This window comes from Streptomyces sp. Ag82_O1-12, assembly GCF_900182715.1.
GTDB classification, from domain to species: Bacteria; Actinomycetota; Actinomycetes; order Streptomycetales; family Streptomycetaceae; genus Streptomyces; species Streptomyces massasporeus.
The window spans coordinates 4,979,102-5,004,757 of the sequence record NZ_FXUW01000001.1 but is presented as its reverse complement, the minus strand read 5'-3'; the positions used below and the strand labels follow the sequence as shown (position 1 = coordinate 5,004,757).

The window sequence follows — 25,656 nt, the reverse complement described above, 5'->3', positions numbered from 1 at the left end:
GATCGCTTCCGGTCGGTACGGGGCGGGAGTTACCCTTCCTGTACCGCTGGGGGTGACATCTGTGCAGATATCCCGCAAGACACCCGAAGTGCGCGTCCCGCGTCTGGTCGGCCTGATGGCCGTGGACGCGAGGGAGACGGCCCGGGCGCAGGGCCTCCTCCTCACCGCACCGGACCGGCCCGAGCTCCCCCTCGTCGTCGACTACGTCGTACGCCAGTACCCGCAGCCCGGTGCCGAGGTGCCGCGGGAGTCGATGGTCTACGTGTGGTTCGACTTCGGCCCCGGTGAGGGCGGCGGGGGCGTGCACGAACCGCGGATCCCGCGTCCGCCCAGGGGCGGTCTCCAGCGCGAGCTGGACGAGCCGGGCGACCCATACATGGTCCTCAGCTCGCCCTAGGGGTATTGCCCTGAGAGGTCCCGGTCCGAGGCCGACGGACCCGGCCTCACTCGGCCTTGAAGCCCCGGTGCAGGGCGACGATTCCGCCGCTCAGGTTGCGCCAGGCCACCCGCGACCAGCCGGCCTTGCCCAGCCGCTCGGCGAGGGCGGGCTGGTCGGGCCAGGCGCGGATGGACTCGGCGAGGTAGACGTAGGCGTCGGGGCTGGAGGACACGGCCCGGGCGACCGGCGGCAGGGCGCGCATCAGGTACTCGGTGTAGACCGTGCGGAACGGCGCCCACGTCGGGTGCGAGAACTCGCAGATCACGATCCGCCCGCCGGGCCGGGTCACCCGGAGCATCTCGCGCAGGCCCGCGTCCGTGTCCTGCACGTTGCGCAGCCCGAAGGAGATGGTGACGGCGTCGAAGGTGTCGTCCTTGAACGGGAGCCGCGTCGCGTCGCCGGCGGTGTACGGCAGCCAGGGCTGCCGCTGCTTGCCGACCTGGAGCATGCCCTGGGAGAAGTCGCAGGGGACGACGTAGGCGCCGGTGCGGGCGAAGGGCAGCGAGGAGGTGCCCGTGCCCGCCGCCAGGTCGAGGATCTTCTGCGCGGGGCGCGCGTCGACCGCCTTGGCGACCTCCTTGCGCCATCGCCGGTCCTGGCCGAGGGACAGCACGTCGTTGGTCAGGTCGTACCGTTCCGCCACGTCGTCGAACATCGAGGCGACTTCGTGCGGCTGCTTGTCCAGGGATGCGCGGGTCACGGGCCCATTCTTGCAGTACCCCCTCCGGGCAGGAGCCGCGGCCGCTTGCGAGCCGCCACGTCCTCCACCCAGCCGCACAGCAGCACGAACACCGCGATCAGCACCCAGCCCACGCCGAACATGAACCACTGGCTGTCCAGCGGCAGGTACACCTCGAAGGCGGGCACGTCCCAGAAGCGGTCGATCAGCGGTACGGCGAGGATCAGCGCGATCTCGTGCCAGAGGTAGATCGTCACCGCCCGCGCGTTGAAGACCGTCACGAGCCGGTCCAGCCGCCGCAACCGGACCAGGTGCGCGAAGTCGGTCCCGAAGCGGGCCTTGGCGTACAACAGCAGCGTCACGAACCCCGCCGACCAGAAGGCCTGGGCGAGCGGGTTCTCGTCGAGGTCGTACGTGCCGTACTCGGCCTGGTGCGTGAAGGCGTACCAGCCGCCGCACGCGAGGGCGGCCAGCGCGAGCGGGACCACCGCGGCGGGCTTCAGCCGGGCCAGGACGCCCTCCTGATGGGCGAAGCCGAGCAGCCAGCAGCACAGGAAGGTCGCCAGGTCCCACAGCGCGGCGCCGAGCCGGCCGTCCGGCGGCTGCCACACGAGCTGGAAGGCCAGCACCGGCACGAGGGAGGCGAGCAGCACCGGGACGGGGGCGAGCCGGAAGACCCGGAGCAGGAGCGGGGAGAGCAGCACGAACCACAGGTAGGTGCGCAGGTACCAGAGGATCTCCCAGGCCTGCTCGCCCCAGGCGTTGCCCGGCGGGTCACCGAGCGGCACGACCCAGTAGACGATCTGCCAGCCGGGCATCCAGCCGTGCACCAGCATCGCGGCGACCACGAACACGCCCCAGAACCAGAAGGGCGGCAGCAGCCGGCGCACCCGGCTCCTGATCACCTGGAGCGCGGGGCGCCGCAGGGAGCGCGCCATGAGAGTGCCGGCCAGGCCGAACATCACTCCCATGGAGGGGAAGACCAGTCCCGCCCAGGCCCACCCGAACGTGTGGTACGCGACCACGCGGACCAGGGCGACGGCCCGGAGGGTGTCGAAATAGCGATCCCGGCCGGCGGGGGCGGGCCGGTCCGGGGCCGCCGCCGGGCCCGCCGCCGGGGCCGCCGAAGGGGCCGCCGCAGGGGCGGCCGCAGGGGCGGCCCCCTTGCTGTGCGTCTGGCTGTGCGTCTGATCGGGCGCCTTGCTGTACGTCTGCTTGTGCGTCTTGCTGTGCGCGCCCATCAGCCCGCTCCCGCCGGGGTGCCGACCTCGCCGGTCCGCTTCAGCTTCTGCCAGCGCAGCCGGCCGCCGGTGAGGGCGGTGACGCAGGAGTGGATGAGGACGAGGTACATCATCTGCCGGTAGGCCAGTTGCTGGAGCGGCATCATCAGCAGGTAGCGGTACTTCTCGCGGTCCAGCCGGAACGCGTAGGCCGCGCACACCAGTTGGACCCCGAGGACCGCGAGCCACGCCAGCAGCGCCGCCTTGAAGTCGATGAAGATCATCGAGTAGGCGGTGAACACGTCGATGAGCGGGGCGAACACCGGCGTGACGATCTGGAAGAGCACCACCAGCGGCATGCCGACCCGCCCGAAGCGCCCCGAAGGCCCCTTGTCCGTCAGGGACTTGCGGTGCTTCCACAGCGCCTGCATGGTGCCGTACGACCAGCGGTAGCGCTGGGACCACAGCTGCTTGAGGGAGCCCGGCGCCTCGGTCCAGGCGCGGGCGTGCTCCTGGTAGACGACCCGCCAGCCGTCGCGGTGCATGGCGATGGTGATGTCGGTGTCCTCGGCGAGGGTGTCCTCGCTCATGCCGCCCACCTGGAGCACCGCCTCGCGGCGGAACGCCCCGATCGCGCCGGGGATCGTCGGCATGCAGCGCAGCAGGTCGTACATGCGCCGGTCGAGGTTGAAGCCCATCACGTACTCGATGTGCTGCCAGGCGCCGATGACCGTGGTGCGGTTGCCGACCTTGGCGTTGCCCGCGACCGCGCCGACCTCGGGGTCGGCGAAGGGCTGGACGAGCTGCCGTACGGTGTCCGGCTCGAAGACGGTGTCGCCGTCCATCATCACGACGATGTCGTGCCGGGCGCTGCGGACACCGTTGTTGAGGGCGGCCGGCTTGCCCGCGTTCTCCTGGCGGATGACCCGGACGTTGGTCATGCCGCGTGCGAGGGCCGCCTCGCGCGCGATCTCGGACGTGCCGTCCGTGGAGCCGTCGTCCACGACGATGATCTCGATCGGATGGGTGCTGCGTGCGAGCGAGTCGAGGGTGTTGGCGATGCACTCCTTCTCGTTGTACGCGGGGACGATCACGGTCACCGGGCGGGTGATCTCCGGCCCCCAGCTGAACCGGCGTCTGTTGCGCAGGTGGTGGTGGCGGCGGGCGAGGAGCAGCATCATCCCGAAGCGGCCCATGACCGCGATGCCGACGACCATCAGACCGACGGAGAGCGTCGGGACGGCCCACTCGGCGACGGCGACGGCCGCTACCAGGGCCTTGCCCTCGTAGAGCATCGCGCCGGTGGCCTCGCGGTGTGCGGCCTGGAGACGGGACCCGCCGGTGCCCGGCGCCGCTCCGGCAGGCACCTGCTGCCCCTGCTGCTTGTCCAGGACGCCGCTGATGGTGGTGAAGGTGTATCCCTTCGCCCGCATCTTCTCGATGTACTCCGGCAGCGCCTTGATCGTCTGCGAACGCTCGCCGCCCGCGTCGTGGAAGAGGACGGAGGCGCCCTTGTTCTTCTTCGGCGTGGCCCACTGGACGATCTTCGTCACGCCCGGCCGCTTCCAGTCGTCGCTGTCGGTGTCGACGAAGACGCTGGTGTAGCCGTCCTGGCCGAGCTTCTTGTAGACGGGCCAGCTGTAGTTGTCGATGGCGTCGGTCTCCGAGGAGTACGGCGCCCGGAACAGGGTGGTCGTGATGCCGGCCGCGCCCGCGAGCGCGAGCTGGGTCTGCTCCATCTCGCGCCGGACGCGGGCGTCGCTCTGGTACGACAGGTCGACGTGCGTGAAGGTGTGGATCCCTACCTCGTGGCCCTGGTCGACCATGTCCCGCACGACGCTCGGGTAGCGCGACACCATCGAGCCGACCAGGAAGAACGTGGCGGGCACGTCGTACTTCTCGAGGATCGCCAGCACCTGGGGCGTCCAGGTCGGGTTGGGGCCGTCGTCGAAGGTGAGCGCGATGGTCTTGTCGGGGACGGAGACGGTCGTGGCCTGTCCGCCGCGGAAGGTGACGATCGGCCCGCCGTCCAGAACGTCCTCGGGTACCTCACTGGTGCCGGCCCCGGTGCGCACGCGCTGGTCGCCGCCGACCTCGGCGCGCAGATAGCCGTCGAGGAGCATCACGCAGACGAGGGCGAGCAGGAGCAGCAGGGCGAGGATGACGCGCGGTCGGTGCAGCGCGGCGGCCTTGCCGGCGACCCGTTCCATCCGGGAGGGCGCGCGGCGTCGGCCGCGGGAGGGGGTGGTCGTGGTCATGGCGCGCCCCCGGTCAGTTGGCGCCGGCGGAGGCGGACACGGAAGCCGTCGGTGACGAGGTGCTCACGGCTGCCCCGGCCGGGGCAGCCGGGGCACCGCTGGGCCGGACTCCCGGGCCGCCGGGACCGCCCGGAACCCCCTCCGGCTGACCACCGCCGGGCCCCGCGCCCGCGAACGGCAGCAATTGCGACGGCGTCAGGGACGTCCCCCAGCCCATGAAGGCCGCGCCGAGGACGGCCGCGTACCCGAGGCAGACGGCCCCCAGGAGGAGGCCGATCCGGCGCAGCAGCCGGGCGCGGCGTCCGGAGTTGTCAACGAACACGGGGCCTTCGACGGACCCGTTGCCGCGTTTGCGGCGGCGACCGCGAGGGGCGCGGATTTCGATGGCAGGCTCGGAATGCATTCCCCGGACAGTAGGGCGCCTTTATGTGATCTAAACTCGGGTTTTCTTGTGAGAGACCCATGAGAAACGATGGAAGCTGTCCTTTCTCTGAGAGTTCTCGGGAATGCCCGCCGAACTCGCCGCGCGCAACCGACCTCGTGAGACGTTTGCTGCCGGGAAACGTACTTCCTGTCCTACCCCTGACCTCACGAGAACGGGAGCGCACGTCATGAGGAGTTACCGGAAACCGGCGGCGGCCGGGCTGGGCTGCCTGTTCGCCCTCGCCACCGCCGCATGCTCCGGGCAGGGCGACGCGGCCCCTCCGGCCGCCGAGGCCCCCACGTCCACCACGTCTCCCACAGCGGCGGCCGCGGCCGGCACCTCGTACGCCCCGTACCTCAGCGCCACCGAGGCCGCCGGCACCGACACCGCCGGCTCCCCCACGACGTACAACCTGGCGTTCGTCATAGCCGACGGCGACGACTGCACCCCGCGCTGGAACGGCACGCACGCGATCGGCGACGCGACGGTCACCTCCCGGATCGCGAAACTCAAGGCGGACGGCGGCCGGGTCCGGGTCTCCTTCGGCGGCGCCTCCGGCAAGGAACTCGCGGCGAACTGCGACAGCGCCGCGGAGCTGGCGGCGGCGTACGGCACGGCCCTGGACGCGGCCGGCACCACCCTCGCCGACTTCGACGTCGAGGGCGACGAACTCTCCGACTCCGCCTCCGTCAGCCTGCGTTCGAAGGCGCTCGCGCGGTTGCAGAAGGAACGGAGCGGCCTGGAGGTCTCGTTCACGCTCCCGGTGATGCCCTCGGGCCTGGACAAGGACGGCCTCGCGCTGCTCGCCTCCGCCAACGACAACGGCGTCGAGGTCTCCACCGTCAACCTCATGACGATGAACTACGGCTCCTCGTACGACGGTGACATGGGCGGCTACGCCCTCACGTCCGCCAAGGCCGCGCACACCCAGCTGAGGAAGGTCTTCGGCACCTCGGACGCGACCGCCTGGCAGGGCATGGCGCTCACCTCGATGATCGGCGTCAACGACGTCGAGAACGAGACCTTCACGCTCGCGGACGCCGCCGAGGTGCGGGCGTTCGCCGAGGAGAAGGGCATCGCCTGGGTGTCGATGTGGTCGACGGCCCGGGACCGCCAGTGCGCGGACGGCTCCAAGTCGACCGCGGCGGCGACGGATTGCAGCGGGGTGACGCAAGGGTCGGGGGCGTTCGGCAAGGCCCTCGCGGGCTGAGCCGACCATAGGTCGGGGCCCGGGGTCAGGGGGCCCGCGGTCAGGGAGCCCGGGAGCCCGGGTCAGCGGGCCCGGTACACCAGCCGGCCGGCCAGCACGGTCGCCACACAGGTCGCCGCGCCGCGCTCGCGCAGGGCCGCCTCGTCGGGCACGTCGAAAACGGCCAGGTCGGCCCGGCCGCCAACGGTCAACGGGCCGTGGACCGTGCCCGGGAGGTCGTACCCCTCCGCGAACGGGTCGAGGTCGGGCCGCTCGCCGAGCAGCATGCCGGGAGCCCCTGTGGTCCCCATGACGGTCAGCCCGGAGCGGGCGACGGACGTGGCCACCAGCGGATCGCGGAAGCGGGCGCCGGGTGAGGCGACCGCGGTCGTGCCGTAGCGCAGCATCCGCTGCACACCGCGCCGCACGCTGCCCGACCAGCGGGTCTCGGTGAGGTCGCCCAGGGCGGCCAGCCGCTCGCCCCACAGGGGCTGTTCGCCCAGCTCATCGGCTTCACGCGGGTCCGGGTGGTAGCAGTGGCGCAGCAGCCACAGCGGGTGCCACTGGCGCAGACCCGGGGTGAGCACGCCGGGCCAGCGCCGCACCCGCGCGCCGGGCGCGTCCTCGGCGACCTCGTCGTAGGGCCCCACGGCCGTGACCCGGGCGCCGTCGACCACGACGGCGCCGTCCACGACGGGTGTGTCCATGCCGGGTGCCGCACCCGCCGGGAGGACCAGCGGGGCGGCGTGAATCGTCAGCACGGTCAGGTCAGTTGGGCGCCAGCAGCTTCAGCTCGGGATGAGCCGTGCCGCCCTCGATGGCCGTGGAGGAGATGTGCGAGACGACGCGGTCGTCGACCGGGTCGTTCGCCGGGTCGTCGTGGACGACGAGGTGCTCGTACGTGGTCGCGCGCTGGGCGGGCACCCGGCCCGCCTTCCGGATCAGATCGATGATCTCCATCCGGTTGGACCGGTGCTTGGCACCGGCCGACGACACCACGTTCTCCTCCAGCATGATCGAGCCGAGGTCGTCGGCGCCGTAGTGCAGGGAGAGCTGCCCGACCTCCTTGCCCGTGGTCAGCCACGAGCCCTGGATGTGGGCGATGTTGTCCATGAACAGCCGCGCGATGGCGATCATCCGCAGGTACTCGAAGAGCGTCGCCTGCGTGCGGCCCTTCAGGTGGTTGTTCTCGGGCTGGTAGGTGTACGGGATGAAGGCGCGGAAGCCGCCCGTGCGGTCCTGGACGTCCCGGATCATCCGCAGGTGCTCGATGCGCTCGGCGTTGGTCTCGCCGGTGCCCATCAGCATGGTGGAGGTGGATTCCACGCCCAGGTTGTGCGCGATCTCCATGATCTCCAGCCAGCGCTCGCCGGACTCCTTCAGCGGGGCGATGGCCTTGCGGGGCCGCTCGGGCAGCAGCTCGGCACCGGCACCGGCGAAGGAGTCGAGGCCTGCGGCGTGAATGCGCTGGATGGCCTCCTCCACGCTCACCTGGGAGATCCGGGCCATGTGCTCGACCTCGGAGGCGCCCAGCGAGTGGATCACCAGCTGGGGGAAGGCGTCCTTGATCGCTTTGAAGTGCTTCTCGTAGTACTCGACGCCGTAGTCCGGGTGGTGCCCGCCCTGGAACATGATCTGCGTGCCGCCCAGTTCGACGGTCTCCGCGCAGCGGCGCAGGATGTCGTCCAGGTCACGCGTCCAGCCCTTGTCCGTGGCCTTCGGCGGGGCGTAGAACGCGCAGAACTTGCACGCCGTGACGCACACGTTCGTGTAGTTGATGTTGCGCTCGATGATGTACGTCGCGATGTGCTCGGTCCCGGCGTACCGGCGGCGGCGTACGGCGTCGGCGGCGGCGCCCAGCGCGTGCAGCGGGGCGTCCCGGTACAGCACGAGTGCCTCGTCCGGGGTGATCCGCCCACCGGCGGCTGCGCGGTCGAGGATGGGCTGAAGGTCGGCCTTCTCGGTCACCGGGCGTCCCTTTCGTAAGGGTTGTGGACGGACCAGCCCAGCGTACGCCAGGGGTTCGGCGGGCTGGACGTCAGGCCGTGCGGGCGGGGTGTGGGGCGAGGGCGGGCGGGGCGCTCGGTGCCGAGAGGCGCTGTGGCGTGTGACGCCGGGCGAGCCACAGCACGAGCGCGGCGTAGAGCAGGTCGGTGACCACGGCGGTGAGGGCCAGCGGCCAGGGCGCGTCGGCCGCGGTCTCGTCCGACGACAGTCCGCCGACGACCGCGGCGGAGGCGCCGAAGGCCAGCAGATTGTTCAGGACGTGCAGGGCGATCGCCGCTTCCAGCCCGCCGGTGCGGATCGTGAGCAGCCCCGCCACCAGGCCGTTCACCAGCAGTCCGAAAAAGCCCCACCTGGTGCCCCAGCCGTGGGCGGCGGCGAACAGCACGGCCTGCGGGAGCACGGCGAACCACGGGGAGCGCACGAACGCCCCGACCGCCTGGGTCAGCCAGCCCCGGAACACGTACTCCTCGGCCGCGGCCTGCAACGGCACGAGGGCGGCCAGCACGGCCAGGGCCGCGAGGAAGGAGCTCCACCCCACCCAGGTGTCGGACTCGCCCGAGTCGCCCGGCAGGAAGAGGGCGATCACCGTGAGCAGGAGGATGGGCGGCAGCCCGGCCAGCAGACACCACCCGAGCCAGCCGATCCGCAGCCGTCCGGTGACCGAGGTGACGGTCCCGACGGCCCGTCTCGCCGGCCAGAGCGTGGCCAGCAGCACCAGGGGCAGGGCTATCGCGAGGGACACCAGATCCATCGCCGTGTTCCCGAGCGGCCCTAAGTCGACACCCCCGTCGGGCAGTTCCGGCGCGCCGAGCGCCGTTCCCAGACCGTAGGTGACGGCCAGCAGCACGAGCAGGAGGACGACGTAGGCGAGGCTCATCAGCACGGTACCGACCAGCGGCCGCCACCAGCGGTGACGCCCGGTGGCCCGGTCCAGGCGATGGTACGGGTGGCCGGTGGGGTCGGGGGGCGGGGCCGTGGGGAACGGGGACGGGGCGGTGGGGTACGGAGGCATGTTTGTCATGATCACAAGCATGCCGGGCACCGGGTCAGGCCGTGTAGGAACCCACCAGAAGCCCCAGGTACGCCCCCGCGATCAGGAACGGGCCGAAGGGGATCGCTGTCTTGCGGGTGGCTCGTCGGGTGACGACCAGGGCGGCTCCGTACAGGGCGCCCAGGAGGAAGCCGGCGAAGGTGCCGAGCATGACCGTCGGCCAGCCGTACCAGCCGAGGACCGCGCCCATGCCGAGGGCGAGTTTGACGTCGCCGAAGCCCATGCCCGCGGGGTTGACGAGGAACAGGACGAAGTAGCCGCCGCCCAGCGCGAGGGAGCCGAGCAGGGCGGTCGTCCAGACGCCCGCGTGTTCGGGGACGAGTGCGGTGAGGCCCAGCAGGGCCAGGGCGGCACCGGCGAAAGGGAGGGTGAGCGGGTCGGGCAGGCGCCGGACGCGGAAGTCGACGACCGTGAGCAGCACGCCGACCGGGGCGAGCAGCAGCCAGACGCCGAGCTCGGGGCGGGTGCCGGTCGCGGCGGCGAGGAGGGCGCAGACCAGGGCGGTGGCGATCACCATGGGGGTCGTGCGCGGCCCGTATCCGCGCTCCGCGCACTCCGGGCACGCCGCGCGCCCCAGCCAGCCCCTGAGGGCGTGCCCGCCGGGGCACTCCCCCCGCCACGGCTCACCCGAGGGCGCCGAGAACCGGTAGGCCGCCCGCGGCAGCAGCGCTCCCGCCGCCGCGCCCCACAGCGCGGCGGCGACGACCAGCACCCAGACGCTCATCCCGTCGCGGCGATCGCGTCACGCCACGTCGGCAGCAGCTCGTCGAGCAGTGCCTCGGTGCGCGGCGGCAGCCCGCGGGCTCCGCTGCGGCCGATGAGGTCGGTGGCGAGTCCGGTCAGCCGCTCCGAGTCGCCGGTGGAGTGGGTCGCGCGCAGCAGCTCGTGCCACAGGCGCTCGTCGGCCGGCGCGGTACGCAGGGCCGCGTTCAGCGCCTCGATCGCCTTCTCCGCCCGGTTCTTCTCCATGTGGAACTCGCACAGCGCGAGGCCCGTGTCCGCGACGAGGAGCGGCAGCTGGGCGTCGACGATCTCGTGGGTGAGCCACCGGTAGCGTCCCTCGGGCCGGTCGGCGAGCAGCGGCCCGCGCACCAGCACGAGCGCGTCGGTGAGCAGCCGCCCGCGCACGGCCCGGCTGCCGACGCCCTTGCCCTGCGTGGCCTCGTGGTAGAGGGAGCGCAGCACGTCCAGGTCGGAGACGACGGTCTTGGCGAGGGTGAGCCGCCCGCTCGCGTCCCTGCCGAGGCGGGGCGTGCCGTCGGGGTCGGTGCCGAGCCAGATCCGCAGCCGGTCGAGCAACGCGCTGCGCACGTCCTCGGTGACGCCGCGCGGCCACAGCGCGGAGGACAGCACCCGCGGGTGGACGCCCTCGCGGTGCAGGAGCAGCAGGGCGAGCGCCTCGTGCAACAGCGCGCTGCGCTCCCCGTCCGGGGTGTCCAGGCCGATGATCTCGTACGGTCCGACCAGCCTCGCGTAGACGGCCGGACGCCCCTGCTCGCTGATGTCGACGAGGAACGGCGGCGTGGTCACGGGCCCGTCGGTCTCGCGCTCCGGGTCGGCCTCGACGAACAGCTCGACCACGGCCCGCTGCTGGGCCACCGGCAGCAACTGCGCGTCGAGTTCCAGCCCGAGGAGCGGCGCGAGCAGCTTGCCCTCGCCGGTGATCTCCATCTCCCAGGCGGCGCCCGGCAGATCGCCGGTGTCGGTGCCGACGAGGTAGCCGATGCCGAGACGGCTCGCGTCGGCGGCCAGTTCGGCGAGCGTGACGGCGTCCTCGGCGGACGGCTGCGCTGCGAGCAGGACGAGGTGCGGGGCCCAACGGGTGTGCTGGGCGGGCCCGGTGCGCCCGGTGAGGACCGAGTCGTGCCCGGCGGCGCCCAGCGCTCCGCGCCGCTGCCGCGTCTCGGCCTCCATGGTCTCGACGAGCGCCTCGATGTCCTCGAGGTGCCGGATCCGGTTCGGGGCGAGCGGGGTGAGGTCCTCGCCGAACCCGACGAGCGTGATGGTCATGCGGTCGGACCAGCCGTTGGTCGCCAACTCGGCGGCGACGGACGCGAAGACGGCGGCCCGGTCGGCCTCCCGGCCGCTCAGCGACACGATGCCGGGCACGGCCTCCAGGTTGAGCAGCAGCCGTGAGTCGTCCATCGTGCCGAGGCTGACGAGACCCGGGTAGGGCGCTGCGGTGTCGGTGTCCTCGTAGCGCTCGGCGTCGGTCCGGGACAGCATCCAGAACGTCTGGTCCTGGCCCTGTTGCCAGGGGGCCGGGGGCTTCCCGGCGGGCTGGGCGAGCTGGAGGTGCAGATCGCCGTTGCTGAGCCAGGCCGCGTAGACGACCGGCAGCGCGCGCGACTCCTCGGCGAGGGAGGCGGCGAGACCGCGCAGGCTGCGGTCGAGCAGCCGTACGCCCTCGGGGTCGGCGCCGACGAGCAGCGCGTCCTGGACGTCCTGCGCGTCACCGCTCGGCGTGGGCGGCTCCATGCCGCGCCGCCCGCCGACGGCCCCGAACGCCGACTGCCACAGCGCCTGCCGGCGCCGCCGGCCCAGGGCGCCGAGGAGACCGGCGGCGAGGAGGGGGGCGGTGAGGAGGGCTTCGGGAAGACCGAAGGAGCTGTCGGACTCGGCGCCGACGGCGGTGGCCTGCTGGTGGCCGGTGTCGTGGGCGGGCCGCTGCTGGTCGGGGACGGACACCTGGGTGGCGCCGCCGCCGGCGTGCTCGTGTCCGCCGCCTTGGGCGCCGGAGCCGCCACCGCCCTGGGCGTGGTCGCCGGTCCGGGCGTAGTCGCCGATCTGCTGCTGCACGTCCGGCGACACGTTGGGCGCCTCGTCGGGCATCTCCACGAGGTCGCCGCCGCGGGCGTCACCCGGCATCTCCATGATCCATCCGGGCCGGATGAGACTGGCCTCGGAGAGCTTGGACCCGTCCGGCTGCACGCGGTCCTTGTTGAGCTCGAAGATCTCCTTGTAGCGGCGCCCGTCACCGAGGTGCCGTTGGGCTATCTCCCAGAGGGAGTCGTGGTGACGCCCCTCGGGCGGCTGGATCCGGTAGTACTTCGTGTCGCCCTGCTTGGCGGTGCTGCCGCCGGCGTCGGCGTGGGCGGCGGCGTGCGAGGCCTGCTCGGCGAGGGCCGCAGCGGCGCCGGAGGCCTGCTCCTGCTGCTGCGCGAAGATGCCCGGGGTGGCCTGGGCGGCCGCGACGGTCGGCTTCTGGTTGGCGTCGTAGCTGTTCCCGAGCTGCGACAGCCCGGGCGTGAAGCTGGCGGCGGTCGCGCCGACGAGCAGCAGCGCGGCGACGAGCTGGCGCGCCAGCAACTGACTCGGCCCCCCACCCGGCACCCGGCCCGGCACGCCGACGCCCGACAGCGCGGCCTTCATCTCCACGAGCACGCACGCCGTGAACTGCGCCCACGCCAGCCACACGATGACGGTGAGGATGTTCAGGAACGTGTGAACGGTGATCTCTTGCTGCAGCCAGTCGAAACTGGGCACCCCGTCCGGCAGCGGCCACCCGATCTGCGTGGCCAGCGCGCCCGGCACACCGACGAGCAGCACGGCCAGGGCGACGAAGGCGAAGAACGCCTTCACGAAGTCCCCGAACGACCGCCGCCGGATCCGCACGGGCTGCGGGGTCCGGTTCCGCGGGGCGGCCGTGCCCCCCGTCGTCGTTCCCGTCGTACTTCCCGTCGAGCTTGACGAGCTTGAGGTGCGGCGTCGCGGCATGGCGGGTGTCCTGGGGTCGTGTGTGGAGTGATGTGGAGTGAGTCGGGTGAGGTGAGGCCGAGCGGTGAGGTGAGGGGTGTGCTGAGCCTACAGAGATCTTATGGACTCTTATCGGGGTCGTCGAAGGGCGGTTCGAAGGATCCCCACTGGCGTCCGATTTGCCCCTGTAGCCGGGAACACCTACTGCTGTGACCGGGCGACGGGGAGTCCCCTCTTCGCAACTGCCACGCAGACTCGTCACGCTCTCCACACAATCCCTCATGGTCGCCCGGGGAGCATCGCGGGCCACTGATAGCTTCGTTCTCTGTTGCACACACCGAACTTCGGGGGAGAAGCCGTGGCCCGCCGCGCACTGACCACCACAGCCGCCGCGTTCGCCACGACGGCGGCGCTTCTGCTCACCGCGTGCGGCGGGGGCGGCGACGAGTCTTCGGACGACATCAAGGGGGCGGACACCGGCACGGACAGCCCTTCGGCTTCCCCGTCTGCGGCCTCCGGCCGACCGGACGTCAGTCTGCCGAGTGACCTCAAGGTCGAGTTCGACATCACGAAGCCGTCCGACACACGCCACGCGGCAGCCCTCGACAACGCGCAGAACTACATCCTGGCCCTCAACCACGGCATCACTGCCCAGAACCCGGACGACCCTGCCTACCGGTTCTACGCACTGGGAAGTGCCACTAAGTACGCAAAGTCGCAGATCCAGGCATGGGTCGACGACGACTGGACCGCGACAGGTTCCGACAGCTACTACCGGGGCAGGACCGACGACGTCGGCACATCGGGTGGTGTGCTCGTCACGATGTGCCGGGATCAGAGCAAGTTCTACGGCAAGAACGTCAAGACGAAGAAGATCCGGTACACGAAGCAAAGCCTCAACGACTTCCAGGAGTTCCGCCTTCTGATGAAGCCGCCACGGGGATCCCAAAAGGTGTGGAAGGTGCTGCAGATCGAGGTGCAGGGGCGCGTGGAGGGCTGCCGTCGATGAGTCACCTGCGACGCACGCTGGCCTGGCCCACCGCGCTGACCGTGGCCGCCGTACTCGGGACCGGCGGCACCGCGTACGGAGCGGGGCCGGGGGACAACACGAATGTGCCACCGGCTGACCAGCAGAGCGGCGGCGGCGCGGACGGCAAGGGTGGCCTGTCGGCTTCCGTCTCCAACATCAAGATCACGTACGTGAGTGGCGGTGACGGCGGCGGCAAAGAAGGCAACCTCGGCACGGTCGATCCCAACTGGAAGCCTCCGGCCTGCTGGTACGAGCCCGCATTCAGCCCGGAGCGGTTGAAGAATTTCGTGGACACGGACGGCGGCGGAGACGTCGGCATCCACGAGTCCTGGATCGGCAAGGGCCTGTGGACCGACCACTACCGGGACGGCAAGCCGGCGGACAACTTCGATATGCACGCGGCGACGAACAGTTCCGCCGAGGGTTACAAGGACTACAACCTCGGCAAGGACGGCTACTTCTGGCGGGGCGTCGCCCCCGACCCCAGCGATCCGGACTCGTGGGACTGCGGCCGCATCATGTTCTGGGTCGACGCCGGCAAGGTCCCGGACGACCCGAACGCGCCCACCCCGAAGACACTCGCCGAGTACGCCTACAACAAGGTCAAGGTTCCTGACACCAAGGTCGAACTGAAGCCGGCCGCGAAGTCCACGGTGAACCTGCCCACCTGGGTCTGGCTGGACAAGGGCACCTTCAAGGACGTCAAGGTCCGCGCCGCCCTGCCGAACACGGGCCTGTGGGCGGAGACCACCGCCAAGCCGGTCGCCCTGCACCTGGACCCGGGCACCAAGGACGCCGAGGTCTTCCCCGCCTCGGGCGACTGCGAGATCAACGACGACGGCTCCATCGGCACCCCGTACACCAAGGGCAACGGCGACAAGACGCCCCCGTGCGGCATCCGCTACCTCCGCGCCACCGACGGCACCCCCTACCAGCTCTCCGCCAGCGTCACCTGGCAGATCACCTGGGAAGGATCGGACGGCTCCGGCGGCAAACTGCCCGACGGCACCTTCGAGACCACCCAGGACATGAACGTCCAGGAAATCCAGTCGATCAACCGCTGACGCGCCGCACTCTCGTGCCCGGGGCGCTCAGGCGGTCGTCGTCAGGGCTTCGAGTGCTTGGTCGTATGCACGGAACACCGCTGCGCCCTGTTCGGGGATACCGCAACCCCCGTCACGCGTACACCAACGTCAACAACCGTATGCACACGTGAACTTACAAGGCACAGTCGTTCGACGGAAAGATCGGGCCGGGGTACGGTTCTGCTGAGATCGAAGTGCCGGACGTTGGGGGACTGCCGCATGGGCAAGGGCAAGAGCGACCTCGCGCTCCCGCTGACCGAGCTGGAGAGCTACGGGCGTCGGCTGCGGTCCATCAAGACGCGTCTGAATCACACCAAGAAGCTCTTCGAGTCGTACAAGGACGACATCGGCGACGGCAGTGTCAATGACGCGCTCGGCGATTTCGAGTCCAACTGGGAAGACGGGCGCGAGGACATCACGCAGCAGCTCGATGCGCTGGCGAGTATGTCCGATGCCGTCGTGCGCGAGTTCAAGAAGCTGGATGACGAACTCGCCAAGAAGGCGAACGACGCCATGAAGACCGAGGACAAGCGGGGCGGTAAGGGCGGTAAGAGCGGGGAGGGCGGCACCGGCGGTAAGGGGGATGGCGGGGGGAAGTAGAACCGCCGCCGAAGACGCGAAAGGGCCCCGGATCCGGAGATCCGGGGCCCTTCCTGCGCGTTCGTCAGGAAGCGACGGTCGCGTTGAGGTGCAGGTCCGCCGCGATGCCCTGCGGCGAGACGGCGAGGCCCAGGCCGCCGCCGACGCCGGCGGTGAGGCCGGCGGCCGTGGTCTCGACGTAGAGACCGGCAGCGGCGCCGGCACCCGCGGCAGCACCGCCCGCCTGGCCGCCGGCGATGGAGTCCAACTCGGCGTCGGACATCTGGGCGGTCTGGATCTGCGGGGTGAAGGCCATGGGGGGCGGTTCCCTTCGTTCAACAATTCGAAGTGCTCGAGCGCGACTGATCAAAGCACGTCGGAAGAAGGGGCGGCCAGTCAGTGCCCGGTCCGTGGATATGAATGTGCGTGGATTTTCGGGCGCGCATTCATGGGTGTGACCATTCGGTCACCCGAGACCTCGCTGCCTTCACACCTTCTGCCACTTCGCGGTGCGGAAATGCGTTCCGCAGCACAAGAAGTGAGCCGGCCTCGGTTTCTGCCCCGCTCCGTCCCGACCTCACGGTGAACGGTGTGCAGATTCACCGAATGTTCCGGACCGTCTCAGCCGACCTCGTTCTGCGCCACCGCTTCACCGTGGACCACCACGTCGCCGCCGTAGAACATGCCCGAGAAGACCGGGGAGTACGTGAGCTGGACCTCGACCTGTACCTGCTGGGCGTCGGCCGCCACGCAGTGGGTCGCGCCGATGTCCGCGCCCGTCATGTCCATCTCGCGGGCGAAGGCCTTCACCCGGGCGTTGCAGTTCTCGAAGTTGATCGGCGCCGGGCCGCCCTCGTTCTCGTAGAGGGCGTCGCGGTCGATGTCCTGGGCCGCGTAACGGGCGGCCTGTTCGGCGATGTCGGCGGCGCGTTCCCGCTTGGAGATGGACAGGCCGCCGTCGATGACGAACGCGGAGAGGGAGAGGAAGACGAGCGTGAAGATGATGACCGCGCCGGCGCCGGAGCCGCGGTCGTCCAGACGTGCGGCACGGGCCGCCCACCAGGCCGGCCCGAAGGACCGAAGGCGTCTCACACCGACCTCCGGAACGGGTCGAGCGGGGAGCTGAAGCTCGCCGACAGGGTCGTCGGGACGTCGAGGCCGAGCATGGCGAGACCCCGCACCTGGCAGCTCACCTCGACCGTGAAGATGGTGTCCGGTTCGAAGCCCTGGCTGGTCTGCGTGACGGTCACGGGGCCCGAGCAGACGTCCGACAGGTTCGCCTCGGCGGCCTTCCTGGCCTCGGCCATGGCCGTCGCGTGGTCCTTCTGGATCGATCCCGCGCGGGCCGCGTCCCGGGCCGCTCCGTCGAGCGCTCCGCGGCCGTCCACGAGCTGGCCGAAGGCCACCAGGACCAGGATGAAGAGGATCATCACCGGCGCGAGGATCACGACCTCGACGGTGGACAAGCCCCTGTCGTCCACGGGCCGGCGGCCCTGGGCGAGGGAAGGGACGGACATTCAGTTGCCCTCTTCCTGTACGAACCGCTCCACCGGCCCCACCGACTGCGCGTGCACCGTCAGATCCAGCCCGGGGAACACCGTCGGCACCCTCGCCGCGATCTCCACGCCCACCGTGTTCTGCTCCGGCTGCACCATCGTCACGTCCGGGGACAGGACCAGTTGGGGGCCGAGCTGACGGATGTAGCTGTCCACCACGTCCCGCGCCTCGCCCCGCCACGCGCCCGGCTGTTCGTCGGCCGTGGCACGGGCCTTGCGGGCTCCGGCCTGCGCCGCCGCCTGGGCGACGTGGTCCGCGAAGAAGTACAGGGCGAACTGCACGGTCGCGAAGATCATGAAGAAGAGGACCGGGGTGAGCAGCACGAACTCGATCGCGGTCATGCCTGAGTCGCCGCGGGTGGCCGCCCGTTCCCGTGCGGCCCGCACCCAGCGGCGTACCCGTCTGCTGACGTCTGCCGGCATCCCCGTGAACCCCGTTGCTCTGATGCTCCTGATGGTTCTGAGGCGATCAGCAGGTCTTGCCCGCGTCCGCGCCCTTGATGCAGTCGCCGACCTTGTTGGCGCCCTCGCTGAGCGCGGCGTTGATGATGGCCGCCACGACACCGACGATCGCCACGACGACCGCGGAGATGATGACCCATTCGACCGCGGAGGCACCGCGGTCCAGCTCGCCGGAGCGGGCCCGCTCGGTGCGGGCCTGGAGGAAGGTGACGAGGAAGTCCACGGCGGGGATGCCGGTGTGGAAGGTGCGTCCGTTCATGACGTCTTGTCCTTTCGAAATCGGTTCGGGGCAGTTCTGGAGTTGTGAAGGTCGCTGCAAGGCTCACGCACGGCTCACTGCACCTGGAACACCCGCATCGCCGCCGGAAAGATCAGGAACACCAGGAACCCGGCGCACAGCAGCAGCTGCGCCACGAGCATCGACTGGGACTTCTCGCCCGCGCTGCCCTCGATCTCGGCGAGTTCGCGGTGCCGCATGGTCTCGGCGCGGGAGGCCAGGGACTCGCGGACCTTGGCTCCGTCGTCCGCGACCAGGGCCAGGGAGGCGGAGAGGTCCTTGAGCTCCTCGACGCCGATCTCCTCGCCGAGCGCGCCGAGTGCCTGCCACTGGCTGACGCCGGTGATGCGGGCGTCGGACAGGGCGTTGCGGATGCGCTGGTTGGCCCAGCCGTCGGAGATCTCGGCCGCCGCCATCAGCGCCTCGGGCAGACCGCGTCCGCCGGCGAGGCTCATCGACACCAGGTCGAGGTAGGCGCCGATCACCCGCCGCAGGTCGCGCCGCTTGTCGGCGGCGTCCCGCCGTACCTCCAGGTCGGGCAGGAAGAAGAAGATCACGCCGAAGAGCAGGGCCAGCCAGACCGGGATGATCGGGCTGCGGCCGAAGCCCAGCGTGTAGACGATGGCGAACAGGAACGGGCCGAAGAACAGGCCGGCCACGCCCAGCAGCACCTTCGTCGCCAGGAACTTCTCCCAGCTGCGGTCCAGCACCGCCAGGTCCGCGCGCAGCGAGCGCTGCTCCCAGCCCTGCTGGAGGTAGAACTCCGAGACGCGCAGGCCGACTTCGGCCCGCAGCGCGCCCAGGCGTCCCTTCTCCCGCTCCACGCGGGCCGACTCGTAGGCCGAGCCGCGGGCCCGCATCGCGTCGATCCGCGCGACCTGTGAGATCGCGCTGCGCTTGCTGGGCATGAGGGCGCGGACGAGGGCGTAGATGCCCAGGCCCATGACGGCGCCGACGACGAGCGGCATCGTGAGGTCCATCAGCGTGCCCCCTCTTCCTGCGGCATCCGCTGCTGGGACTGCGCGTGCGACGGCGTCCTGGGACGGACGAACTGGACGGAGGCCTCGTCACGGACCAGGAAGCGCTCCGGCGTCTCGATGGTGGACAGCTTGCGCAGCCACCAGAAGCCGAGCGCGAACAGGCCGCAGACACAGGCCAGGACGAGCTGGCCGACGGCCGTTCCGTACGGCTCCACGAAGTCGCGGTTGAAGATCGACAGGCCGAGGACGAAGGCGATGGAGACCGCGACGACGATCTGCACGGACCTACGCGTCGACGCGCGCTGGGCCATGACCCGCTGGCGCATGTCGACCTCCTCGCGGGCCGACTTGGCCAGGGCGCCGAGGACTTGGCGCAGACCCGGGCCGCGCAGGCGGGCGTTGAGGATGAGGGCCGCGACGATGATGTCGGCGGAGGCGTCGTCGATCTCGTCGGCGAGCTGCTGGAGCGCCTCGGGCAGCGGGGTGCGGGAGCGCAGCCGGTCGACGAGGGCGTCGAGGTGGGGGCGCAGGACGGGTGCCGCGGCGCGGGCGGAGGCCGGGATGGCCTGCTCCAGACCCACGGCGCCGGCGATGGTGTCGCGCAGCGACTCCGTCCAGGAGGCCAGGGCCTCCACGCGGCGCATGGCGGCCCGTTCCTCACCGGCTCCGCCGAAGAGGCGGTCCCAGAAGAAGACGAGGACACCGGCCGCGATACCCGCGACCGCCCAGCGGGTGAGGACGAGGACGACCAGCCCGACGATGGCGGCGAGCGAGCCGCGCTGCCCGGCGAAGCGGATCAGTTCGCTCGCCCGCTCGGCGGCCTTCTGCTTCTCGTGGTCGGGCTTGGCGGGCAGCCCGCGTACGGCGATGAGGAGGAGGGCGAGGCCGCCGCCGACGGCGACGCCGCTCCCTATCGAGTACAGGACGGTGGTGGAGAACAGGCCGCCCATGGAGCCGAGCGAGCCGAGTGCCGCGAGGTTCGTGGTCATTCCCGGCTCACCCCCAGGTCCCGGTCGGCCGGTAGCCGTGTGCCATCAGTTCCTCCAGGCAGGCTATGGGGGCGTGCGGCACGATCCGGCCGTCGGGGGCCTCCGCGAACACCTCGCTGGACAGCACGCGTCCGTCGACGCCGTTGACCTCGCGGACGGAGGTGACCATGCGCTGGAGGCGGCCACCGCTGCCGTAGTTGTTGCGCCGCTGGATGAAGACGACGAAGTTGACCGCGCCCGCGATCAGCATCTGGCTGGCCTCGATGGGCAGCCGTTCCGTGGCCTGCAGCGCGTAGGTGGAAATACGGTTGAAGACCTCGTGCGAGCTGTTGGCGTGGATCGTGGACAGGGAGCCGTCGTTGCCCTGCGACATGGCGTTGAGCATGGTGACGATCTCGTCGCCTAGAACCTCACCGACGATGACGCGGGAGGGGTTCATACGCAGCGAGCGTCGCACCAGTTCCGCCATCGAGATGGTGCCCTGGCCCTCGGAGTTGGGCAGCCGCTCCTCGAAGGCGACGACGTTGGGGTGCAGGTCGGGGAAGGTGTCGAGGCCGAGCTCCAGGGCCCGTTCGACGGTGATGAGGCGCTCGTGCGGCGGGATCTCGTTGGCGAGGGCGCGCAGCAGCGTGGTCTTGCCGGCGTTGGTGGCCCCGGCGATCATGATGTTCTTGCGGGCGCGGACCGCGCAGGCCATGAAGTGGGCGACCTCGGGCGACAGGGTGCCGTTGCCGACGAGGTCGGAGATGAACACCTTGCCCATGCGCGCCCGGCGGATGGACAGCGCGGGGCGCCGGGTGACGTCCATGACGGCCGACAGTCGCGAACCGTCGGGCAGGCGCAGGTCGAGCTGCGGGTTGGCCGAGTCGAAGGGCCGGGAGGACAGACCGGAGTAGGCGCCCAGCACCTGGATGAGCTCGACGAGCTCCTCGTCGGTCTCGGCGACGGGGTCGCCCTGCGTCTCACGGCCGTCGGCGTACCCGATGAACACCTGGTCGCAGCCGTTGATGTCGATGTTCTCGACCTCGGGGTTGTCCAGCAGCGGCTGGAGCCGGCCGACGCCGAACAGCGCGGCGTGCACGGCTGCCGCGTACTGCTCCTCGGTCTCGGCGTCCAGCGGCGTACGGCCCGCGTTGATCTCGGAGCGGGCGTACTCCTCCAGGATCTGGGCTATGACGGCCCGGGCGTACTGCCGTTCGTCCTCGGTGGACATCGGGGTGACGCCCGCGACCTGGTCCTGCCGGCGCTGCTCGGCGATGCGGTCGCCGGCGTCCTGGCGGAACCGCTTGACCAACTGGTGGTCGACAGCGGTCATGCGCCGGCCCCCGCGTGGCCCTGCGTCCGGCCCGGGGCGTGCGGGGCGTGGTGGGCCTGGGGCGCCTGGTTGGCCTGCGCGGAGGCGGCCCAGGCGGCGCCGTACTGCTGGTAGATGTCGGCGGTGACCTTGCGGGCCGAGCGGATCAGCAGCGACTTGTCGAGGCGGCCGCGCTTGCGGCCGGCCAGCTGGTCGGCACCGGCCGGGTCGTCGGCGAGGGTGCCGACCACGCGGGCGCCGGTCTGGGCGTGTACGAGCATGTCGTTGACCTGCGAGGCGAGCTTGCCGGCCGTGCCGGTGTCGGCGATCAGGACGACACCGATCATCGGGGTGCCGAGGCTCGCGGCGCCCCGCGCTCCGCCGTGCAGCTTGCCCGCGAGGGCGGCGGCGCGGTCACGGACGCGGGCGATGGCCTCGGGCTCGGTGCGCGAGATGAGCAGCACGAGCGCGGCGTGCGGGAACATCTCCACGGCCGGGGTGTCGCCGCTGATGCGTCCGCAGTCGGCGATGACGTCGGCGGCGGCGTGCGGGGAGTCGGCGAGGGAGTTGAAGGCGTGCCCGAGGGTGGGCCACAGCCCGGCGAGTCCGGCGGCCTGTTCGGCGATCCCGAGCCCGACGAGGACCTCGAGCCCTCCGCTCAGCGGCTGGACGTGGTCCCAGAGCTGGTCGGGCACGAGGCCGCGGCGTGCGGTGGCGGCGATGGACAGCATGCCGGTGTTGGGGTTGAGCGGTCCGCCGTGCGCGGCGGCACTGCGGTAGACGAGGTCACCGCCCGCCGGGTCCGCCTCGGCGAGCAGGACACGCCGCGGCCAGACCGCCGAGAGCGCGACGGCCGCGGTGGTGACGCCGGGGGAACCCTTGTCGGCGGCGAGAGCGATGAGCGCCATGGGTCGAGTGCCGCCTTCTAGTTGCCGGAGTTACCGGGGACCTTGACGAGAGCGACCTCGCCGTTGGAGGCGGCCTGGGCCAGATCGGCGGCCTTGTCGCTGTCGACTGTCAGGGTGACCGCCAGGTTGGTGCTGCCGACGATTTCGTCGCCGCTGTCCTTCGGGCCCGGGACGTAGCTGACGCGGGCGCTGTCGGCGATGACGGAGTTGCTGGACGCCGACGACGAGGAGTTGTTGTTGCTGTTGCTGTTGCCCGAGCCGGTGGCGGAGCTGACGCGGTAGGCCGCGACGGTGTCGCCCTGCTTGATGCCGGTCGGGTACTGGCCGGCCTTGAGGGACAGGCCCACGGTGGCCTTGCCGGCGGCGACACCCGCTTCACTGCCGAACATCTCGCCGACCGCGACGACTCCGGCGGGGATGGCGTTGACGGCCTTCAGCTTCTTCAGCTCGTTCAGCTGGGTCCACTCGACGTAGTGGATGCTGTCGTCCTTGGCGACCATGACGGAGGTCGTGTTCGACTTGCTGACCGAGCCGCCCGCGGGGATCGGCGCCGTCACCTTGACGACCTCGATGCGGTCACCGGCCTGGAGCACGAGCATGGTCGCGCCCAGCGCACCCACCAGGATCAGCAGCACCGCGAGCGCGGCCAGTGCCGGTTTGCGCTCGCGAGGAGGGGTGGGAAGCCGGTCGCCGACCGACGGCTGAGCCGGAACGGCAGAACGGCCTGCGCCCGCCCCCGTACGCTCTTGGATCTTCACGCAACCGCTCCCCGTACACCCAAGAAGATGTCTGTCATGTGCCTTCAAATTCGGACACTTCACCCGCGTCGACCCGCACGGAGAAGTGCGGGACGGGCCGGACGCACCCGCCCGACCTGGGCGAATAGCCAGCACTGGGGGTGAGTGTCAAGCCATCGCACCGTATCAGCCGCACATAAGCCCCTCAAGGCACGTCCGGCCTCACGGGCCGCAGGGTGCGGCCTGTTATCCATCTGCAACGCCGAACCGGCTCAACCCGGCCGGGACCAGTCCCGGATGACAACATGACCTGTGCGCCAGTGAATCGCCGCCGGCCCCAACGGCGCGCGCCGATGGGCGGGTTCGTCACTCGTCGGCCATCATGCCTGCACGATTCACTCACGAAGCCGGGGGCGAGTGCGTTCTTGATCTTGCCTCTCAGGCTCCCGACCCCTTACCTTCAGTCGCCTCCCGAGCGGCATCGTCCTGGCCGAGTCCCGTGTCCCGGTGAAGGCGGGCAAGGACCTCCACGAGACCCACGGCATCCTGATGGGCCCCTCCGGCGAGCCGGCCACGCCACAGCCGGGCGACCTGTAGCACTCGCGAAGCCCCAAGTAGAGTGCCGCGCGGACAGCGATCGGACCGTGGGGGGCTCACCGGTGAGAGCAGTGAGGACGAACCACGCCTGGGCAGGACGAATACGGGCCCGGAGCGACGGCCGCACCCGCGCACTCCGACTCCTCCTCGCACTCTGCGCGTTGCCGGCCGTCTTCGCGACCGCCACCCCGGCCCACGCGGCGGACACGACTCCCGCCACCCGGGCCGCGACCGCCACCCCGGCCCACGCGGCGAACCAGGCTCCCGCCACCCAGGCCGCCTACCTCGCCGGCCGCCTGCGCGAGAACCCGGTCCACGTCACCGACCAACTCCCGCGCGAGGTACCCCGGTCCACCGCCCCCGACTTCGCGAGGCTCGCGAAGAAGACCGGCGTCCCGACCTACGTCCTGGTCCTGCCCATGATGAGCAGCACGGAGGGCAAGCAGCTGCTCGGCGCGGTGCACGACCGGCTCGGGCGCGACGGACTGTACGTCCTGATCGAGGGGAGTGATGTCGCACAGGCCACGGCCTACGGCGTCCGCGCCCCCGCTGACGCCGCCGTCACGGTCACGCAGTACGAACTCGCCTATGACGCGGGCCCGTTGCTGAGCTTCGAGCGTTTCGTCGACGTCATCGCGCAGGGCGAGGAGAAGGCCGCCTCCCGCGCCGAGGCCGTTCGCGAGAAGTACCGTGACGAAGAGCCCGCCGAGATGTACATCGGCCCGTCCGACCGCCAGAACCAGTCGTTCCTCACGGGGATCCTGCTCACCGGCGTACCGCTGTCGATCCTGCTGTCGGCGGCCTTCGTAAGGCGCGGGCGCACCGCGAAACCCGCTCTGCGCCTGCTCGTCCCGGGCGCAGCGCTCCTGTCCGCCGCCGCGATCGCCCTCACCGCTCCCGTCGTCTTCGACGAGACCAAGTCGAGCGCGGCACGACCCCCCACCCCCGCCGAGATGTCCGCCCGCGTGGAGCGGGTCGCGGCGGGGCTGAAGCAGGACCCCGTCTACGCCGATCCGGAGAGCCCGCGCGTCCTCGACGCCCGGCAACTGGACCGGCTGCACGAGCGGATCCGGCACTTCCGGCGCTCGGACGCCGGCGGCCCGGTGTACGTCTCCGTCGTGCCGCAGACCCCGGAGAGCGAATCGGCCGGTGACGCGGAGCTGTTCGCCGCGGCGGTGCACGCCAAGGTGGGCGGGGACGGCGTGTACGTCGTCGCCGATCCGGACGACGGCACGATCGACGTCTACAACCACGGGCTGCGCCTGGACTCCACCCATCTGCTCCTCGACCTGCCGGACTCCCTCACCCTGGGCGACAGCAGAGCGGACGAGGCCGACGACCACCTCCTCGGCGAGCGTCTCGACCGGCTGATGACCTTCCTCGACGAGACCCCACGCACCGACCGGCCGCAATACGAAACCGCCCCGGCCACCGCGCCGAGGGCCGCCGACGAGAACACCCTCCCGGCCCTGTACTCCACCGACTTCTGGCCCGGCCTGCTCGTCGGCGCCTTCGCGGCCCTGCTGCTGTCGGCGGTCGTCGCCGGGACGACGTACATCGTCCGGGGCCTGCTGCGCCGACGCTCACCCGCGCCCGAGCCGTTCGACCGGATGCCGTTCACCGCCCCGACCGCACCGTCGACGTCCTACCTCCGGCGCACCGCGTACGCCGAACTCACCGCCCTCAGCGCCGAGTTCAGCGCCCCGGACGACCGCGACCGCGCCTGGGACCACCTCGACGCCGCGCTGCTCCTGGTCGACGGCGACCCCGGCCGCGCCCGGCGCCCCGGGGTGGATCCCGCGACTCTGGTCGCCGTCATCGTGCTCGCCCGAGCGAGCCGGGCCGCCCTCACCGGACGGCCGTCGAACCTGTGCTGCGGGGTCAACCCGCTGCACGGCCCCGCCGAACACCGCCACCATGTCCGCGTCTCCGCCGAGGGCAACCGCCGCCGCCTGCTCCCCGTGTGCGCGCCCTGCCGCGACACGGCCATCGTCGATCCGAGAGGCATCCCGGCCCGGCTGCTCGGACTGCCCGACGCCTCCCTCGGCAACACCCGCCTCCCCTACTACGACATCACCGGCGGCCCGTTGACCGCCGTACCCGACGGCATCGCCCGGCTCATCGACAGGGTGAGGGAAACCGTAGGTGTCCACTGAGGAGCTTCCGGAGCCGCCATGCCATGATCTTCGCCCCATCAGC

At 71.1% G+C, this 25,656-nt stretch carries 25 protein-coding genes; 6 read left to right on the top strand and 19 right to left on the bottom strand.

What is annotated here, in order from left to right; all coding sequences use genetic code 11:
• Positions 1-52: 52 nt before the first annotated feature.
• Positions 53-397, top strand: a complete 345-nt coding sequence (locus QOL88_RS23040) for a PASTA domain-containing protein (RefSeq protein ID WP_257027865.1) — start codon at positions 53-55, stop codon at positions 395-397.
• Positions 398-443: 46 nt separating this feature from the next.
• Here QOL88_RS23040 and QOL88_RS23035 read toward each other — a convergent pair whose 3' ends face one another.
• The 4 genes from QOL88_RS23035 to QOL88_RS23020 are packed head-to-tail and all read right to left on the bottom strand — an operon-like array spanning position 444 to position 4,918.
• Positions 444-1,139 carry a demethylmenaquinone methyltransferase gene (locus QOL88_RS23035; RefSeq protein WP_031105539.1) on the bottom strand — a complete coding sequence of 232 codons (696 nt, stop codon included), beginning with the start codon at positions 1,137-1,139 and terminating at the stop codon, positions 444-446.
• Entirely contained in the window at positions 1,136-2,359 is a 1,224-nt protein-coding gene (locus QOL88_RS23030) for an acyltransferase family protein (protein WP_097219070.1), read from the bottom strand. Before QOL88_RS23030 ends, QOL88_RS23035 begins: the two co-directional genes overlap by 4 nt.
• Positions 2,359-4,596: a bifunctional polysaccharide deacetylase/glycosyltransferase family 2 protein gene (locus QOL88_RS23025; RefSeq protein WP_097219068.1), complete on the bottom strand. Its 2,238-nt coding sequence runs from the start codon at positions 4,594-4,596 to the stop codon at positions 2,359-2,361. Before QOL88_RS23025 ends, QOL88_RS23030 begins: the two co-directional genes overlap by 1 nt.
• 13 nt (positions 4,597-4,609) lie before the next feature.
• Positions 4,610-4,918: a hypothetical protein gene (locus QOL88_RS23020; RefSeq protein ID WP_306456183.1), complete on the bottom strand. Its 309-nt coding sequence runs from the start codon at positions 4,916-4,918 to the stop codon at positions 4,610-4,612.
• A 289-nt stretch (positions 4,919-5,207) separates the two neighbouring features.
• On the opposite strand from QOL88_RS23020, the gene QOL88_RS23015 reads away from it, so the two are divergent.
• Positions 5,208-6,230, top strand: a complete 1,023-nt coding sequence (locus QOL88_RS23015) for a chitinase (RefSeq protein ID WP_097219062.1) — start codon at positions 5,208-5,210, stop codon at positions 6,228-6,230.
• A gap of 62 nt (positions 6,231-6,292) precedes the next feature.
• Here the strand turns inward: QOL88_RS23015 and QOL88_RS23010 are convergent, their stop codons facing one another.
• The 5 genes from QOL88_RS23010 to QOL88_RS22990 all read right to left on the bottom strand — a co-directional run bounded on the left by QOL88_RS23010 (position 6,293) and on the right by QOL88_RS22990 (position 12,882).
• Positions 6,293-6,970: an imidazolonepropionase-like domain-containing protein gene (locus QOL88_RS23010; protein WP_097219059.1), complete on the bottom strand. Its 678-nt coding sequence runs from the start codon at positions 6,968-6,970 to the stop codon at positions 6,293-6,295.
• A gap of 7 nt (positions 6,971-6,977) precedes the next feature.
• Positions 6,978-8,177, bottom strand: coding sequence for a cyclic dehypoxanthinyl futalosine synthase (gene mqnC, locus QOL88_RS23005; protein ID WP_097219057.1), 1,200 nt, complete (start codon positions 8,175-8,177; stop codon positions 6,978-6,980).
• Positions 8,178-8,247: 70 nt separating this feature from the next.
• Positions 8,248-9,237: a CPBP family intramembrane glutamic endopeptidase gene (locus tag QOL88_RS23000; protein WP_257027864.1), complete on the bottom strand. Its 990-nt coding sequence runs from the start codon at positions 9,235-9,237 to the stop codon at positions 8,248-8,250.
• A 25-nt stretch (positions 9,238-9,262) separates the two neighbouring features.
• Positions 9,263-9,991 (bottom strand): prepilin peptidase, encoded by a 729-nt coding sequence (locus QOL88_RS22995; RefSeq protein WP_097219055.1) that lies wholly within the window; start codon positions 9,989-9,991, stop codon positions 9,263-9,265.
• Complete coding sequence (locus QOL88_RS22990; RefSeq protein WP_373559301.1) at positions 9,988-12,882, bottom strand: BTAD domain-containing putative transcriptional regulator; 2,895 nt, start codon at positions 12,880-12,882, stop codon at positions 9,988-9,990. The genes QOL88_RS22995 and QOL88_RS22990 overlap by 4 nt, the downstream gene beginning before the upstream one ends.
• Positions 12,883-13,321: 439 nt before the next feature.
• Between QOL88_RS22990 and QOL88_RS22985 the strand changes: the two genes are divergently transcribed.
• The 3 genes from QOL88_RS22985 to QOL88_RS22975 all read left to right on the top strand — a co-directional run bounded on the left by QOL88_RS22985 (position 13,322) and on the right by QOL88_RS22975 (position 15,678).
• Positions 13,322-13,972: a hypothetical protein gene (locus QOL88_RS22985; RefSeq protein WP_097219049.1), complete on the top strand. Its 651-nt coding sequence runs from the start codon at positions 13,322-13,324 to the stop codon at positions 13,970-13,972.
• Positions 13,969-15,057, top strand: a complete 1,089-nt coding sequence (locus QOL88_RS22980; protein WP_097219047.1) for a hypothetical protein — start codon at positions 13,969-13,971, stop codon at positions 15,055-15,057. Before QOL88_RS22985 ends, QOL88_RS22980 begins: the two co-directional genes overlap by 4 nt.
• 240 nt (positions 15,058-15,297) lie before the next feature.
• On the top strand, positions 15,298-15,678 hold the full coding sequence (locus QOL88_RS22975) for a hypothetical protein (RefSeq protein ID WP_097219044.1): 381 nt from the start codon (positions 15,298-15,300) through the stop codon (positions 15,676-15,678).
• A gap of 64 nt (positions 15,679-15,742) precedes the next feature.
• Here QOL88_RS22975 and QOL88_RS22970 read toward each other — a convergent pair whose 3' ends face one another.
• The 10 genes from QOL88_RS22970 to QOL88_RS22925 form a co-directional block, all read right to left on the bottom strand.
• On the bottom strand, positions 15,743-15,973 hold the full coding sequence (locus tag QOL88_RS22970) for a hypothetical protein (protein ID WP_097219042.1): 231 nt from the start codon (positions 15,971-15,973) through the stop codon (positions 15,743-15,745).
• Between the two features lie 305 nt (positions 15,974-16,278).
• Positions 16,279-16,749, bottom strand: coding sequence for a pilus assembly protein TadG-related protein (locus QOL88_RS22965; protein WP_097219040.1), 471 nt, complete (start codon positions 16,747-16,749; stop codon positions 16,279-16,281).
• Entirely contained in the window at positions 16,746-17,174 is a 429-nt protein-coding gene (locus tag QOL88_RS22960) for a TadE/TadG family type IV pilus assembly protein (RefSeq protein ID WP_097219037.1), read from the bottom strand. The genes QOL88_RS22965 and QOL88_RS22960 overlap by 4 nt, the downstream gene beginning before the upstream one ends.
• Complete coding sequence (locus QOL88_RS22955; RefSeq protein ID WP_097219035.1) at positions 17,175-17,636, bottom strand: TadE family protein; 462 nt, start codon at positions 17,634-17,636, stop codon at positions 17,175-17,177. It abuts the gene before it with no gap.
• Positions 17,637-17,682: 46 nt separating this feature from the next.
• Positions 17,683-17,934 carry a hypothetical protein gene (locus QOL88_RS22950; RefSeq protein WP_031107180.1) on the bottom strand — a complete coding sequence of 84 codons (252 nt, stop codon included), beginning with the start codon at positions 17,932-17,934 and terminating at the stop codon, positions 17,683-17,685.
• Positions 17,935-18,008: 74 nt separating this feature from the next.
• Positions 18,009-18,932: a type II secretion system F family protein gene (locus tag QOL88_RS22945; protein ID WP_179878934.1), complete on the bottom strand. Its 924-nt coding sequence runs from the start codon at positions 18,930-18,932 to the stop codon at positions 18,009-18,011.
• Positions 18,932-19,882, bottom strand: coding sequence for a type II secretion system F family protein (locus QOL88_RS22940; RefSeq protein WP_179879138.1), 951 nt, complete (start codon positions 19,880-19,882; stop codon positions 18,932-18,934). The genes QOL88_RS22945 and QOL88_RS22940 overlap by 1 nt, the downstream gene beginning before the upstream one ends.
• Before the next feature lie 46 nt (positions 19,883-19,928).
• Positions 19,929-21,236: a TadA family conjugal transfer-associated ATPase gene (locus QOL88_RS22935; RefSeq protein ID WP_097219030.1), complete on the bottom strand. Its 1,308-nt coding sequence runs from the start codon at positions 21,234-21,236 to the stop codon at positions 19,929-19,931.
• Positions 21,233-22,123 carry a hypothetical protein gene (locus tag QOL88_RS22930; protein ID WP_097219027.1) on the bottom strand — a complete coding sequence of 297 codons (891 nt, stop codon included), beginning with the start codon at positions 22,121-22,123 and terminating at the stop codon, positions 21,233-21,235. The genes QOL88_RS22935 and QOL88_RS22930 overlap by 4 nt, the downstream gene beginning before the upstream one ends.
• A gap of 17 nt (positions 22,124-22,140) precedes the next feature.
• Positions 22,141-22,881, bottom strand: coding sequence for a hypothetical protein (locus QOL88_RS22925; RefSeq protein WP_097219024.1), 741 nt, complete (start codon positions 22,879-22,881; stop codon positions 22,141-22,143).
• A 737-nt stretch (positions 22,882-23,618) separates the two neighbouring features.
• Between QOL88_RS22925 and QOL88_RS22920 the strand changes: the two genes are divergently transcribed.
• Positions 23,619-25,613, top strand: a complete 1,995-nt coding sequence (locus tag QOL88_RS22920) for a hypothetical protein (RefSeq protein WP_257027863.1) — start codon at positions 23,619-23,621, stop codon at positions 25,611-25,613.
• The last annotated feature ends 43 nt before the right edge of the window (positions 25,614-25,656 follow it).

Excerpts from the sequence above, each read along its gene's own strand:
- QOL88_RS23015 (WP_097219062.1), top strand. The coding sequence starts at position 5,208 with ATGAGGAGTTACCGGAAACCGGCGGCGGCCGGGCTGGGCTGCCTGTTC.
- QOL88_RS22980 (WP_097219047.1), top strand. The coding sequence starts at position 13,969 with ATGAGTCACCTGCGACGCACGCTGGCCTGGCCCACCGCGCTGACCGTG.
- QOL88_RS22950 (WP_031107180.1), bottom strand. The coding sequence starts at position 17,934 with ATGAACGGACGCACCTTCCACACCGGCATCCCCGCCGTGGACTTCCTC.
- QOL88_RS22930 (WP_097219027.1), bottom strand. The coding sequence starts at position 22,123 with ATGGCGCTCATCGCTCTCGCCGCCGACAAGGGTTCCCCCGGCGTCACC.
- QOL88_RS22935 (WP_097219030.1), bottom strand. The coding sequence starts at position 21,236 with ATGACCGCTGTCGACCACCAGTTGGTCAAGCGGTTCCGCCAGGACGCC.
- QOL88_RS22960 (WP_097219037.1), bottom strand. The coding sequence starts at position 17,174 with ATGTCCGTCCCTTCCCTCGCCCAGGGCCGCCGGCCCGTGGACGACAGG.
- QOL88_RS23025 (WP_097219068.1), bottom strand. The coding sequence starts at position 4,596 with ATGACCACGACCACCCCCTCCCGCGGCCGACGCCGCGCGCCCTCCCGG.
- QOL88_RS22970 (WP_097219042.1), bottom strand. The coding sequence starts at position 15,973 with ATGGCCTTCACCCCGCAGATCCAGACCGCCCAGATGTCCGACGCCGAG.
- QOL88_RS22975 (WP_097219044.1), top strand. The coding sequence starts at position 15,298 with ATGGGCAAGGGCAAGAGCGACCTCGCGCTCCCGCTGACCGAGCTGGAG.
- QOL88_RS22995 (WP_097219055.1), bottom strand. The coding sequence starts at position 9,991 with ATGAGCGTCTGGGTGCTGGTCGTCGCCGCCGCGCTGTGGGGCGCGGCG.
- QOL88_RS23030 (WP_097219070.1), bottom strand. The coding sequence starts at position 2,359 with ATGGGCGCGCACAGCAAGACGCACAAGCAGACGTACAGCAAGGCGCCC.
- QOL88_RS23000 (WP_257027864.1), bottom strand. The coding sequence starts at position 9,237 with ATGACAAACATGCCTCCGTACCCCACCGCCCCGTCCCCGTTCCCCACG.
- QOL88_RS22955 (WP_097219035.1), bottom strand. The coding sequence starts at position 17,636 with ATGCCGGCAGACGTCAGCAGACGGGTACGCCGCTGGGTGCGGGCCGCA.
- QOL88_RS22945 (WP_179878934.1), bottom strand. The coding sequence starts at position 18,932 with ATGGACCTCACGATGCCGCTCGTCGTCGGCGCCGTCATGGGCCTGGGC.
- QOL88_RS22940 (WP_179879138.1), bottom strand. The coding sequence starts at position 19,882 with ATGGGCGGCCTGTTCTCCACCACCGTCCTGTACTCGATAGGGAGCGGC.